At 60.2% G+C, this 14,051-nt stretch carries 11 protein-coding genes; 4 read left to right on the top strand and 7 right to left on the bottom strand.

The genetic code is table 11. The annotated features are described in order from the left end of the window. Window positions 1-10 precede the first annotated feature (10 nt). Both PBDP_RS17515 and uxuA read left to right on the top strand, forming a co-directional pair. On the top strand, window positions 11-1,465 hold the full coding sequence (locus PBDP_RS17515) for a mannitol dehydrogenase family protein (protein WP_212801058.1): 1,455 nt from the start codon (window positions 11-13) through the stop codon (window positions 1,463-1,465). A gap of 16 nt (window positions 1,466-1,481) precedes the next feature. Then, entirely contained in the window at window positions 1,482-2,657 is a 1,176-nt protein-coding gene (gene uxuA, locus PBDP_RS17510) for a mannonate dehydratase (RefSeq protein ID WP_212801057.1), read from the top strand. A gap of 263 nt (window positions 2,658-2,920) precedes the next feature. Here uxuA and PBDP_RS17505 read toward each other — a convergent pair whose 3' ends face one another. From PBDP_RS17505 to PBDP_RS17495, 3 genes are all read right to left on the bottom strand, one after another. Continuing rightward, window positions 2,921-3,634 (bottom strand): FadR/GntR family transcriptional regulator, encoded by a 714-nt coding sequence (locus PBDP_RS17505; RefSeq protein ID WP_109753384.1) that lies wholly within the window; start codon window positions 3,632-3,634, stop codon window positions 2,921-2,923. Window positions 3,635-3,718: 84 nt separating this feature from the next. Next, the gene (locus tag PBDP_RS17500) at window positions 3,719-5,245 is read right to left on the bottom strand and encodes a UxaA family hydrolase (RefSeq protein WP_109753184.1); all 1,527 of its coding nucleotides are present in this window, start codon (window positions 5,243-5,245) and stop codon (window positions 3,719-3,721) included. A gap of 14 nt (window positions 5,246-5,259) precedes the next feature. Continuing rightward, window positions 5,260-6,270: a zinc-binding alcohol dehydrogenase family protein gene (locus PBDP_RS17495; protein WP_163858201.1), complete on the bottom strand. Its 1,011-nt coding sequence runs from the start codon at window positions 6,268-6,270 to the stop codon at window positions 5,260-5,262. Window positions 6,271-6,882: 612 nt separating this feature from the next. Here PBDP_RS17495 and treA point away from each other — a divergent pair. Beyond that, entirely contained in the window at window positions 6,883-8,508 is a 1,626-nt protein-coding gene (gene treA / locus PBDP_RS17490; RefSeq protein WP_212801056.1) for an alpha,alpha-trehalase TreA, read from the top strand. A gap of 86 nt (window positions 8,509-8,594) precedes the next feature. On the opposite strand, the gene PBDP_RS17485 is transcribed toward treA, so the two are convergent. The 4 genes from PBDP_RS17485 to PBDP_RS17470 all read right to left on the bottom strand — a co-directional run bounded on the left by PBDP_RS17485 (window position 8,595) and on the right by PBDP_RS17470 (window position 12,476). Then, entirely contained in the window at window positions 8,595-9,821 is a 1,227-nt protein-coding gene (locus PBDP_RS17485) for a zinc-dependent alcohol dehydrogenase (RefSeq protein ID WP_212801055.1), read from the bottom strand. A 144-nt stretch (window positions 9,822-9,965) separates the two neighbouring features. Next, entirely contained in the window at window positions 9,966-10,496 is a 531-nt protein-coding gene (locus PBDP_RS17480) for a cupin domain-containing protein (RefSeq protein ID WP_109753180.1), read from the bottom strand. Between the two features lie 18 nt (window positions 10,497-10,514). Beyond that, entirely contained in the window at window positions 10,515-11,474 is a 960-nt protein-coding gene (locus PBDP_RS17475) for a sensor domain-containing diguanylate cyclase (RefSeq protein WP_109753179.1), read from the bottom strand. Between the two features lie 3 nt (window positions 11,475-11,477). Beyond that, window positions 11,478-12,476, bottom strand: coding sequence for a response regulator (locus PBDP_RS17470; RefSeq protein WP_256594249.1), 999 nt, complete (start codon window positions 12,474-12,476; stop codon window positions 11,478-11,480). Between the two features lie 405 nt (window positions 12,477-12,881). Between PBDP_RS17470 and PBDP_RS17465 the strand changes: the two genes are divergently transcribed. Next, on the top strand, window positions 12,882-13,574 hold the full coding sequence (locus PBDP_RS17465) for a type 1 glutamine amidotransferase domain-containing protein (protein WP_212801054.1): 693 nt from the start codon (window positions 12,882-12,884) through the stop codon (window positions 13,572-13,574). The last annotated feature ends 477 nt before the right edge of the window (window positions 13,575-14,051 follow it).

Genomic DNA, 14,051 nt, shown 5'->3' with positions numbered 1-14,051 from the left:
GAGCGTATTGATGCCTGTTGTGAAACGAGTGCTTTCCACTGGCGCAGCAGCGCAGATCGGTATCGTGCACCTGGGCTTGGGCGCGTTTCATCGCGCCCACCAGGCGGTCTACCTGCAACGCCATCTCAACCGTCATGGTGAAAGCGACTGGGGGCTGTGCAGCGCCAACCTGCGCTCCAATCGCACCTTGGTCGATCAATTGCGCGAGCAGGACGGTCGCTACCACGTTGCCGAGTACCGCGACCGCGAGCAGGTGACCCTGCGCGAGATCGCGGTCTTGCGCCAGGCCTTGTATGTGGGCGAGGGCGGCCACGACCTGGAGTTGCTATTACAGCGGATGGCTGCGCCGCAAACGCGGATCGTCACGCTCACCGTCACCGAAAAAGGCTACTGCCTGAGCCCATCCTCCGGGCAGTTGCGCAGCGAAGATCCGCTGATTGCCCATGACATCGCTCATCCGCAAGCGCCGCGCTCAGCGCCTGGCATTGTCCTTGAGGCCCTGCGTCGCCGTCGTACCGCCGGCATCCCGCCATTCACCGTGTTGTGCTGCGACAACATGCCCGACAACGGTCAACGCACCCGCCAGGCGGTCAGCGCGTTGGCGACGAGGCAGGATGAGGCGCTGGCGCAGTGGATCGACCAACAGGTGGCGTTTCCCAGCTGCATGGTCGATCGCATTGTGCCCGCGATGGACGGCGAGTCCTTTCGACGGCTGGAACAATTGGACTGTCACGACCCGGCGGCAGTGGTCTGTGAAAGCTTCAGCCAATGGGTGATCGAGGATCACTTCCCCCTGGGCCGTCCGGACTGGGAAGTGGAAGGCGTGCAGATGGTGGAAGACGTGCGCCCGTTTGAAACGATGAAGCTGCGCATGCTCAATGGCAGCCATTCGTTGCTGGCCTACGTGGGGTTGCTGGCCGGCCATGAGTCGGTGTTCGACGCCGTCAGTGACGCGAATCTGGCACGGCTCTTCGAGCGTTACATGGCTGAGGAAGCGGCGCCCACCCTGGATATGCCGGCGGGCATCGATCTTTCGGCGTATGCCCACGATCTGAAGGCGCGCTTTGCCAATGACAGCCTGCAGCATCGTCTGCGCCAGATCGCCATGGACGGTTCGCAGAAGCTGCCGCAACGCTGGTTGCTCGGCGCCCGGCAATTGCTCGACCAGGGGCGAGGTATCGGCTGTACCGCGCTGGGCATCGCGGCATGGATTCATTACTGCACACGACCTTTGCCTGGTCATCCGATGCACGTGATTGATGACCCTTTGAGTGCGACTTTTGCCGATCTGGCGGGGCGCTTCGACGGCGCATCGTTGGTGGAAGCCTTTCTCGATTTGGACGAAGTCTTTCCGGCCGCGTTGTCGGAGCGCCCGGCGTTTCGTGAGGCTGTGCAAGGTGCTTATGGCGCCCTGATTCGCGACGGCATCGACAGTTTTTTGCAGACCTTTGCCGCACCCAACTAACAAAAAGGAGAACAACATGGAACAGACATGGCGTTGGTTTGGCCCCAAAGACCCGATCTCCCTGGCGGACGTTCGCCAAACCGGTGCGACCGGCATCGTCACCGCATTGCACGAAATCCCTAATGGCCAGGTGTGGCCGGTGGAGGCTATCGCGGCTCGTAAAGCGATGATCGAAGCGGCCGGTTTGAGCTGGTCAGTGGTGGAAAGCATTCCGGTGCACGAGGACATCAAGCGTGGCTGCGGGCGGCGTGACGAGTACATTGCCAACTACCAGCAAAGCGTGCGCAACCTGGCGAGCTGCGGCATCGATATCGTGTGCTACAACTTCATGCCGGTATTGGACTGGACTCGCACCGACCTGACCTATGAGCTGGCGGATGGTGGCTGGGCGCTGCGTTTCGATCAAACCGCGTTTGCCGCCTTCGACCTGTTCATCCTCCAGCGTCCGGGGGCGCAGGCTGAATACAGCGCCGAGGACATCCAGCAGGCCAAGGCCTACTTCGAGCAACTGACGCCGGCCCAGAGCGAGACCTTGGTCAACACCTTGATCGCCGGCCTGCCCGGTGCCGAGGAGCACTACAGCCTGGAAAACTTCCGGGCCTTGCTGCGCACTTACGCCGACATCGACGAAGTGAAATTGCGTGAACACCTGGGGTATTTCTTGCGCGCGGTGATCCCGGTGGCGGAGGAAGTGGGGGTACGCATGGCGATCCATCCGGACGATCCACCTCGGGCGCTGCTGGGGCTGCCACGCATCCTCTCCACCGCTGAAGATGCCCAATGGTTGTTGGATGCCGCCCCGAGTCCGGCCAATGGCCTGACGTTCTGCACCGGTTCCTATGGTGTGCGCGAAGACAACGACCTGGTGGCGATGGCCAAGCAGTTTGCGCCGTTCATCTACTTCACTCACTTGCGCTCAACCCGCCGGGAGGCCGACCCACGCAGCTTTCACGAAGCCCATCACCTGGGTGGCGACGTCGACATGGTCGGGGTCATCAGTGCCTTGGTGGCCGAAGAGCGCAGGCGTGAGCGCGAAGGTGGCCCGCGCTTGCCGCTACGACCGGACCATGGGCATCAACTGCTCGATGACCAGCACCGCAAAAGCAATCCCGGCTACTCGCTGATCGGTCGCCTCAAGGGCCTGGCGGAAATCCGTGGTGTGGAACTGGCCGTGCGGAAACAGTTGGGCTGAGGCTTGAAAATAAACAGGGGAAATCTGTCAGGCCAAAAAGCCTGTGGCGATGCGTCAGTTACCGAGGGCTTTTGTGGCGAGGGGATTTATCCCCGTTGGGTTGCGAAGCAGCCCCAAGGATTGAATGCGATCAGCCTGACACACCGCAGTGACTGGCTTGGGGACTGCTGCGCAGCCCAACGGGGATAAATCCCCTCGCCACAGGTTCGGTGTGCAGTTGAGTGAGTTTGAGTGATCCACATCAACGCCCATCCACCGCCGGTCTAATCGCTCATGTCTTCCGGCCCCAGCGCCTGCAACCAACGGTTCTCCGAGCGGCTCAGATGCTGGCGCATGGAGGTTTGAGCACCGAGCACATCCTTGTTGGCGACGGCGTGCAGGATCGCCTCATGCTCGATGACGGCGGCTTCCCAGGTCAACGCGTTCTCGGAGTGCTTGCTCAGGTGTGCCGAAATAGGGTTATGTCGTTCATCAAACAGCGCGGTGATGATCCGGACCAAAGCAGAGTTACCGCTCATTTTGGCCAGGCGCTGATGAAACCTGCGGTCGTCCTCCAGAGGGGGCTGGCCGTTGGCGATGCTGGCGCGCATGGCGTCGATACATTCCTGCAGATAGCGGTAGTCGCTTTTTTTGCCGTGCAAACAGGCCAGGACCACCGACTCGCCTTCGATCAAGGCGCGCGCCTGCATCAATTCCGACGGGCTCTCGCCCAAGGTTTCGCCCTTGTTTTTCCCGTCCATGGACCGGGTGCGCACGTACACGCCCGAGCCCATCTTGATTTCAATGTCGCCCTCGATTTCCAGGGCGATGAGTGCCTCGCGCAGCGAAGGCCGGGAAACCCCCAGCAGTTGAGTCAAATCGCGTTCGGGAGGAAGCCTGGAGCCTGCCTTGAAGTCCTCCTGGACGATGTAGTTTCGCAGTTGGTCAGCGATTTTCTGGTACGGCTTTCGCTCAGCGGCGTTGATCGGTGAGACCATGGCAACGGTGTCCATCAGATAGTCTGCGAAGGCTACCATAGGCGCTTGATGCTGTTCATTCATGTGGGCGCGGTGGTGCGGCAATCACATCACCGCGCCAATCTGCCAAGGCACAAACTCATTGTCGCCCAAGCCGTTTTCTTCACTGCAGGTGCGGCGTCCGGAAGCGGTATCGAGCATCAATTGGAACAACCGTTCACCGGCCTCGGCCACCGACTCCAGGCCATCGACAATGCCTCCGGCGTTGAAATCCATGTCCAGCTCCATGCGTTGGAACAGGCGGGTGTTGGTGGCGATTTTCAAGGATGGTGTGGGCTTGCACCCGTAGGTCGAACCGCGGCCCGTGGTGAAGCAGATCAGGTTCGCGCCGCCCGCCACCTGGCCGGTCGCAGACACCGGGTCGTAGCCGGGCGTGTCCATGAACACCAGGCCTCGGGCATCCACCGTTTCAGCGTATTGGTAAACGCCCATCAGTCCGCTGGCGCCGGCCTTCGCCACGGCACCCAGGGATTTCTCCAGGATGGTGGTGATGCCTCCGGCCTTGTTGCCAGGCGAGGGATTGTTGTTCATGTCACCGTCGTTGTGGCGTACGTAGGCTTCCCACCAATGGATCCGCGCCATCAATTTTGCCGAGATATCAGCGGAGGCGGCGCGGGCTGTCAGCAGGTGTTCGGCGCCATAGATTTCCGGCGTTTCCGACAGAATGGCGGTGCCGCCATTGCGCACCAGCAGGTCGACAGCGGCGCCGAGTGCCGGATTGGCGGTAATCCCCGAGTAACCATCCGAGCCGCCGCACTGCAGACCGACCTTCAGGTGGCTGGCCGCCACGGCAGTACGTTGGAAGTCGTTGATGATCGGCAGCATCTGCTCGATATGGGCGATGCCACGCTGCACGGCTTCGCGAGTACCGCCAGCGTCCTGAATGATCAGGCTGGCCTTGAGCAGCGCTGAGCGATCGCCGAGTTCATCCATCAAGGGGGTGAGTTGGTTGACCTCGCAACCCAAGCCGATCAACAGCACGCCAGCGAAGTTGGGGTGATCGGCATAGCCGCGCAAGGTACGCTTGAGGATATCGATGCCTTCACCCGTGGCCCCCATGCCACAGCCGCTGCCATGGGTAATTGCCACGACGCCATCGACGTTGGGAAAGTCTTTCAGGCGCTCGGCAGAGAAGGCATTGGCGATGTGTTTGCACACGGTTGCCGAGCAGTTGACGCTGGAAACAACCCCGATGTAGTTGCGGGTACCAACGCGCCCATCATCGCGCACGAAACCCTCGAACGTCGCCGGCTCACCGTTGAGCACGGTGGGTATATAAACGTTCTGCACGCTCTGTTCGGCATTGGTCGTGGGCATGTCCAGGTTGTGCACGTGGACATGATCGCCAGGCTCGATGTCCTGTGTCGCCTGGCCGATGGTCTGGCCATACTTGAGTACTCGTTGGCCTGCCAGCGCCCGGCGCAGGGCGATCTTGTGGCCGGACGGAATCGGCTGCCGGGCGACCAGCGCGACGCCGTCGGCGTTCAGCTGTTGCCCTTCGGCAATATCGCCTCGAGCTACGGCAACATCATCACCGGGGGTTAAAACAAGCAAAGAAGACGGCGGGTTCATGGTGCGTCTTCCTCCTAGCACTCGATGATTGCTTTGACGACACCCTGCTTGGGGTCGAGCAAGGTGCTGAACGAATGGGCGACGTCGCTGAGTGTCAGTCGATGGGTGTTCAGGGCGGCGTCCGGGATCAATCCGTTGCGCAAGCATTCTTCCACGTGCCGGAAGTCTTCCTGGGTGGCGTTGCGACTGCCCATCAGCGTGGCTTCACGCTTGTGAAACTCCGGGTCGGAAAAGGTGATGGAGTCCCGTACCACCGAAATCATCACGTAGGTGCCGCCGTGGGCGATGAACTCGAACCCGCGCTCCATGGCCCGGGCATTGCCCGTGGCATCGAACACCACGTCGAAAAAATCGCCCTCTGTCAGTTCGGCCAGGGCCTGCTTGTCACCTTCGCCGATTTGCACGGCAGCGTGGATATCCAAGTGTTGCTTACAAAACGCAAGACGATCTTCACGGGTATCCAGGACAGTGACTTGCGCCCCGCGCAGGCTGGCGAAGATCGCCGCCGCCATGCCGATCGGCCCGGTGCCGACCACCAGTGCGCGTTTACTCGCCTGGACATTTGAGCGCCGCACAGCATGAGCGCCGATGGACAGGAACTCGATCATCGCCGCCTGATCGAGGGTAACCCCCACGGCCTTGTGCACGAATTGGTGGGGAACACTCAGGTACTCAGTGAAAGCCCCATCGCAATGAACCCCCAACACTTGAATACGGGTGCAGCAGTTGGTCTTGCCCTGGCGGCAGGCGATGCAGGTTCCGCAGGAAAGGTAGGGCATCACGTAGACAACATCACCGATGGCGAGGTCGCTGGCGCTGTCCGGCTCTTCTACAACCCCGGAAAACTCATGACCCATGACACGCGGGTATTCGAGGTAGGGCTGGTTGCCGGTGAAGATATGCAGGTCAGTGCCGCAGACCCCGACGCGCTTGACCCGGATGAGCACCTCTCCTGGACTCCTGGCCGGTTTGTCACGTTCGATGCTGCTTAGCGAGCCGGGTTCGTTACAGATGACGGTCAACATGTCGATGCTCCTTGGCTGGCGCGCAGACAACGGGTGCCTACACGCGCAGGAGGGTTGCGAGCGCCCGGTTGCCGCGACCGGAGCTCTTTTTTGTTGTAGACGGGCTGTGACCCGTTCGGACGAGCTTCGCCCAAAAACTACACGCCGAGGAAAATATTGGCAAGACCAATTTGTTGTTTTTCTAATTGGACAGACCAATATGAAATTTACGAGGGGGGCCCCAGCTTCTCTATTACCATCGCCAGGCTGATGGGGAAAAAGGCAACAGTGGACCGGAAAACGTTTCGGGGCCGAATAGCGGGTGGATTGCTGCGGGGAGTTTTGATGAGCACACAATGGCAGAAAAAAGGTTGCCCGGTTTGCCGGGCGCTATGGGAGTCCGGCCAGCATCCCCCTGAACTTGCCATGAGCATCGTTCTCCATTCCCGTCTGCATCGATGTTCATCGTGCGCAGCCTTCTGGGAGCAGTCGGAGCGTTATGCCGATATTATTTCTGAGCAGCAGGCGCGAGCGTTATATCCAGAGGCCTTCAAGTAGGAGGGCTTTTTATGAACCCAGGCCATTCCTTCATGTCAGTCGTTTGTCAGGATCGACAACATGATGGAGCTGTCTATGCGACCAATGGATTTCACCAGCCTATCCCTCGCCGCGCTGCTCTGCGCGGCTTGCTCAAGCCAACCGGCCGCGACATGGAGTTATGAAGATGCCCAGGGGCGAGCCAATCTGCCGCCCGACCAGGCGTACCCTGAGCTGTTCGAAGCGGTGCAACGCGGGCAGCTTTTCACTGACCAGAAACACTTCGTGGATGCGCTGCCCAAGCGTGATCCTGCGAAAATCCGCGCCGATTACCTGGCTCGCCGGGGCAGCGATGGCTTTGATCTGAAAACTTTCGTGCAAGACAATTTCATCGAATCCGGCGAGGCGCAAAGCCCGGCATCGAAACCTGGCGCTTCGATCGAAGAACACATCGACAACCTCTGGCCGGTGTTGAGCCGCAGCTACAGCCAGGTGCCGCAATACAGCAGTTTGCTGCCGTTGCCGCAACCCTATGTGGTGCCGGGCGGGCGCTTTCGCGAGATGTACTACTGGGATTCCTACTTCACCATGCTGGGGCTCGAGCAAAGCGGTGAGAGAGCCCGGGTTCGCCAGATGACCGACAATTTCGCCTACATGATCGACACCTACGGCCATATCCCCAATGGCAATCGCACCTACTACCTGAGCCGGTCGCAGCCGCCATTCTTTGCCTATATGGTGGAGTTGCAGGCACGTATCGAAGGCGATCAGGCCTATGGGCGATACCTGCCACAGTTGCAGAAAGAGTATGCCTACTGGATGGAGGGCGCCCAGGCGCTCAAGCCGGGCGCGGCCGCGCAACACGTGGTCAAACTCGCCGATGGCAGTGTGCTCAACCGCTATTGGGATACCAGCGCGACGCCTCGACAGGAGTCCTGGTTGCAAGATGTCAGCACCGCCGAGCGAGCGCCGCACCGGCCCAGGGAAGAGGTCTGGCGTGACCTGCGTGCCGGTGCCGAAAGCGGTTGGGATTTCAGTTCCCGCTGGTTGGACGATAGCCAGGACCTGGCGAGCATACGCACCACGGCCATCGTGCCTGTGGACCTCAATAGCCTGATCTATCATCTCGAAAAAACCATCGCCAAAGCCTGCGAGACGGTGCAGAACAGCCCCTGCGTCCAGGTTTACGGTCGGCGCGCCGAGCTGCGCCAACATGCCATCGAGAAGCACTTGTGGAATGCCGACAAAGGCTTCTATGTGGACTACGACTGGCAACGCAACCAGCAACGCCAACAGCTCACGGCCGCGACGCTTTTCCCGCTGTACACGGGGCTGGCGTCCACCGAGCACGCCAATCGCACCGCCGATGCGGTACGCGAAGGCCTGCTGCGCCCCGGCGGCATCGCCACCACCCAGGTCAGCAATGGCCAGCAGTGGGATGAGCCCAACGGCTGGGCACCGCTGCAATGGGTGGCGGTGGAGGGGCTCGACCGCTACCAGCAAACGGCACTGGCGCAGCAGATTGGCAGTGGTTTTTTGCAGCAGGTCCAGAACCTCTACCGCAAGGAGAACAAGCTGGTAGAGAAATACGATTTATCCGGGCGTGGCGATGGCGGAGGAGGCGGCGAATATGAGTTGCAGGACGGCTTTGGCTGGACCAACGGGGTGACGCTGAAACTGATGGGCAAGTATGGCGCAACCCCTCTAACCACCAGGCCGTAGACTGAACACCGTGGCGAGGGAGCTTGCTCCCGCCGGGCGGCGCAGCAGCCCTTGAGTTCCCCTCACCACCATGAACTCGCCAAGTCTCAAGTCAGCGCCATCGCACCATTCGGAACATCACCCTCCGGCAACGCCACGTGCGGGCTGCCCGGCGTCAAAATGACCTTCCTGCAATCCTCCTGCTTCTTGTCGAAAAGCTTGTAGCCCTCGGCGGCCTGCTCCAGCGACATCCGGTGGCTGATGATCACCTCAGGGGACAAACGACCGGTCTCGATATGGCCAAGCAGTTCGGGCAGATAACGCTGCACGTGGGTCTGGCCCATCTTGAAGGTCAGGCCTTTGTCGAACGCATCGCCAAACAGGAAACCGTGGATGAAGCCGGCATACACCCCCGGCACGCTCACCACACCGCCACGCCTGACTGCCGCGATGCATTGGCGCAGCGCCTTGCCGCTGCTGCCTTCGAGCTTGAGCGTGGCCAGTACCGTTTCGGTGGTGCTGCCCTTGGCCTCGAAGCCCACCGCATCGACCACACCGTCCACGCCGCGCATGCCTCTGGTCTGACGAATGATCGTGTCCGCAGGGTCGTCGTCTTCATCGAAGTTGATCGGAATCACGCCGTAGGTTTGCTGCGCGTAGGCCAGGCGATAGGGATGATGATCGACCATGAAGATCTGGTCGGCGCCCAGCATCCGCGCGCAAGCGGCACTCAACAGACCGACGGGCCCGGCGCCGTAGATCGCGATACTCGAACCCTTGCCGATCCCGGTGTTGGTGACCGCTTGAAACGCAGTCGGCAAGATGTCCGAGAGGAGCAGGACCTTTTCGTCCGACAGGGTCCCCGGTACCTTGAACGGCCCGGTGTTGGCCTTCGGAACACGTACGTACTCGGCTTGGCCGCCCGGTATGCCGCCGTACAGATGGCTGAAACCGAAAAGCGCCGCGCCCGGTGCAATGGCCTTCTTGTTCAGGATCGCGCCACGCCCGGTGTTGGTGGTTTCACAGGCGGCGAACAGATCCATCTGGCAGAAAAAACAGCTGCCGCAGGCGATCACGAATGGAATCACCACACGGTCGCCGGGTTGCACCGCGGTCACCGCTGAACCCGTTTCCTCGACGATGCCCATGAACTCATGTCCGAAGATATCGCCGTGCTCTACGGCGGGAATTTTCCCGCGGTAGAGGTGCAGGTCGGACCCGCAAATCGCCGTTGCGGTAACGCGCAGAATGATGTCGTCGCTGTCCACCAGGACGGGGTCGGCGACCGTATCGACTTTCACACTGTGGGCACCGTGATAGGTGAGTGCTCTCATGACGTCCTGCCTCTCTCGATAGTGGGTAAAGGGCAGAGGGGCGATTCCGGACGGAAGTTCAGAGAGATGACGGGCCGTGGGACTAGCGGTCGTTCAGTGCGGCGAAGGTACTTTTGGACAGGGTCTGGTAGCGCCGCCTGGGTGCTATCGCCGGCTTGTCCAATACCGGACGACAGCTCCCTCGCGCCCTTGCACCGGATCCCTGTCGGGAAATGGCAGGCTGGCGATCTTCGCCAGTTGGGCTTCGCTCGGTGCTTCACGGCAGATGTCGGCCTGTTGACCGGGAGGGTAGGCGCCGACCACCAGGAAATCCTCGCTGGCGTGCAGGTTGCAGTGGCCTGTACCGGCGGGGAGCAGCAATACGTCACCGGCTTTCACCTCGAGGACATGTCCCTGCGGACCGCCAATCATCAAGCGCGCCTGGCCACTGGCGACGCCCAGCACTTCATGGCCTTCGGTATGGTAGTGGTGATAGTTGTAAATCCCGTAACGCCATTGCGGGGGCCAGCCATTGGCGCGAAAAGTCTCTTCGATCAACGCCGCCGCATCGCCGTCCCGAACGGCGATGGCGCCGGGGTAGACGAGCACGGGCAGGCGCGGGTTGTTGGGTACCCAGCCGTTGCGTTCCAATATCAGGGCCTGCACGGAATCCGAGACTGCGTTAAATGTGCTCATTGAACCAATCTCCGCAGGCTAAACCTGCTCGTACACCGTCACCCGGTTACGCCCGGTCTTCTTCGACGTATACAGCGCCTGGTCCGCCCAGGCGATCAGGTCGGCGTGGCTGTTCGAGGGTTGGCTCAGGTCGGCCACCCCCAGGCTGATGGTGAAACGGATGCGCTGGTCGTTGTACACCACCTCCAGCGCCTCTACGGAGTGACGCATGCGTTCGGCGAAAGTTTGCGCACCGGTGCTGTCGGTATCCGAAAGCACCACGCCAAACTCTTCACCGCCATACCGCCCGACCACATCGGAGTCGCGCGCGTGCTCGCGCAGCAGCCTGGCGACCTGCTCGATGACTTTGTCGCCGGCCTGGTGACCGTAGGTGTCGTTGACCCGCTTGAAGTGGTCGATATCGAGCATCACCAGGCTCAACGCATTGCCATAGCGCTGGTGCCGGGCATAGGCGGCCCTGAGGCTTTCCTCCCAATGGCCGCGGTTGTACAGGCCCGTCAGGCGATCGGTACTGGAGAGCTGTTGCAGTTGCGCATTGGCGGCTTGCAACTGATGCCGGTTGGTGGCGACATCGGTGACGTCATAGATCACCAGGCAGATATGCTTGATGTTGTTGTCGGGCGAGCGCAGCGGTAACAGCGTGGTGTTCTGGTACATGAATTCTTCATTGCCGGTGATCGGCTGATAGTTCTCGAACCGCACCAGATACGGCCGCTGCTCCCAGACGGTGAAGGCTGGCGTGCCGAGGGTCGCGACGCTTTCCACTTTGCGGCTGAACCATTGGCGATCGATTTCAGGGAACAGGCTGAAGATAAGCTGATTGTGGGCATCCTTTGGCTGCACCCCGGAGCGGTTCTCCATGAAGGTGTTCCAGACCTGCACGCGGTAGTCGCGGTCGAGCACCACCACACCGACATCGATGCTCTGAACCACGGCAAGCAACCAGTGAAACTCGTTCAGATCAATGGAATCGTTCATGGCTCAGTTCATCAGATAGGCGAGTTTGTGGGTCAACCGTTCGATGGAGTCCTCCGTGAACAGCAGCAATAGGTCGAAACGAATATCGTGCCCTTCCAGGCTGTAGCTGATTTCCACTGCCAGGGTTTTTTTCCAGCGCTTGCGGTTGACTCGGATCAGCTCATCGATCGCCGCGTGTTGGCCGAGAATCTGTGGGTGACCTTGAGAGAATCCCACATCGATCTGATCGGCAATGCTGGTCAGGCAAGCTCCGATCAGGACGCTGGAAAGGTCCAGCAGCATTTCCAGGTCGGAATAGTCGCTGCTCTGGCGTTGCATCAGGTGTGCGATGTCGGCGATTTCCGAGTCGTGAAACATCAGCAGGGCTTCACCCGCGATGCCACTGCCAATAAAACCCTGGCAGATAGCCGTGAGTTGCTGTGAGCTGCTGGCATCGTTCAACGCCATATGCAGCTCACCGACTTCGAGAATGTTCACATTGGGCACCGGCAGTTGCACAAAGACGCCCAAGACCTTGGCGATCAGGGCGGCTGCCTGGCCAATGGCAACGTTGACGGTCTCGCGGAACACGTCGTGAAAACTGATGGCCGCGTCCGGTGCCGAACGATTCTGCAGCGGCACCTTGCCGGGTTGGGTCAACAGTCCCACCCGGGTGAGGGTCTGGCGCAGTTCGTTTTCGTCGAAAGGCTTTTTCAGGAACGCCAGCGCGCCTAGCTCGAGCACGCGGCGTACCGCTTCATCCTGGACGTCACCGGAGATCACGATGACTTGCGCCTTCAACCCTTCGTCGCGCAAGGCGCTCAACACCTGATAACCGTCCATCTCCGGCATGGTCAGATCGAGCAGTACCACCTGGCCCAGGCCCTGGCGTATCGCGTCCATGGCCTGGCGACCATTGACGGCCTCGGTAACGGACACCGGCCAGTCCGCGGGCAGAGCACGTAGGACCTGTTTACGGGCCATGTTGGAGTCGTCACACACCACTAGGGGAATCACTGACACAAATGCACTCTTTTTGGAGTTGGATATCAGGGAAACGCTTGCATGCGTCATACCATAGGGTAGCAAAGACCCGCGAATGCACAGGATTTACCAAGAAAAACACCCGGCAGGCCGCCCGGATGGGTTGTTACGCGGTTTGCCCGGCCCCGTAGTACTCGTCCCAAAGCTCCTTCCGAAACCGGTTGCCCGGATCGAATTGCGCCCCGGTGGCATGCAACTGGTGAACTGGATGGCGTGCCGGCAAGCTCCCGAGGCTGGTAAAACGAGAGTCCCGGAAAGTTCATCGGGACCGGCCAGTTGGAAGGGGCATCGCGACGCCCACTGAACGTCTGCTCCCGGGCGACCTCTGAAAGTAGTGCAGGGTGGCGATCTCGCTGCCCGTCAACACTTGGAGGACAGGCTCATATGAACATTCTAATGGTCCTTACATCCCACGATCAGTTGGGCGATACCGGCAAGAAAACCGGGTTTTGGCTGGAAGAATTCGCTGCTCCCTATTACGTGTTTGTCGACGCCAAGGCAACCGTCACGCTTGCCTCTCCCAAGGGCGGACAGCCGCCGCTGGACCCCAAAAGCGATGAAGAGGACGCCCAGACTGAGGCTACACGCCGTTTTCGCAGCGATCCGAAGGCCCAAGCGGTACTGGCCAGTACGGTGCCGCTGGGTGAGATTGACCCCTACGACTTCGATGCGGTGTTTTACCCTGGAGGTCATGGGCCGCTCTGGGACCTGGCCGAGGACACGGATTCGAAGACCCTCATCGAAGCCTTTTATGCCGCGAATAAACCTGTGGCCGCCGTTTGCCATGCCCCTGGCGTGTTCAAGAACGTTCAAGCCCCGGATGGCCAGCCTGTGGTGAAAGGCAAGAAGGTGACCGGGTTCACCAACTCCGAGGAGGAGGCCGTGGGGTTGACGCACGTGGTGCCGTTTCTGGTGGAGGACATGCTCAAAGCCAAAGGCGGCGAGTATTCCAAGGCTGCCGACTGGGCGAGCTATGTGGTCGAGGATGGGCATTTGATCACGGGTCAGAATCCGGCTTCATCCGAAGCTGTTGCCAAAGCCCTGCTCAAGCGGCTGGTGCAGGAAGAGACGGCCTGAGGACACGCCGCTTGTCACTACTGTCATCTCTGACAGTAGTGAGGCGAGAGGCTTTCACCCTATATCTGTAGCCCCATCCTTACTTTAAAAGAGAAATGGATATGGCTACGCAAAGACAACTCACGTAGCTGGGGATCTTGACCCGGGCTTTGGTCATGAGGGGAGGGCATTTTTCACGCTCGACCAAAGCCTCTTTGGCGGCTCATCGAAATTACTCAGTGATGGAAAAATTCTCACGGCGGGTGTCAATGCTTCAGCTTTCAAGGCTACGAAACCAAAAAATGGGCTGTGGCCATTCAACCCGACAATAAAATCCTGGCAGCAGGGGGCTCCTTGGGGGGAGCCTGATAACCGCCAACATCAGCGCTCTGGCCCTCTAGTAAGCCCTGGCCCTGACAGACGCAGTTTGTAGTCTATAGTTTTCACCAGACCCGGAATCCTTTCGTGTGGCCGACCAGGAGCAATTGACTCCTTGAG

This window comes from Pseudomonas sp. St290 (assembly GCF_018325805.1).
In the GTDB taxonomy this organism is placed as follows: Bacteria; Pseudomonadota; Gammaproteobacteria; order Pseudomonadales; family Pseudomonadaceae; genus Aquipseudomonas; species Aquipseudomonas bijieensis.
The sequence above is the reverse complement of the archived record's forward strand: the minus strand, read 5'-3'. Positions and strand labels throughout refer to the sequence as shown.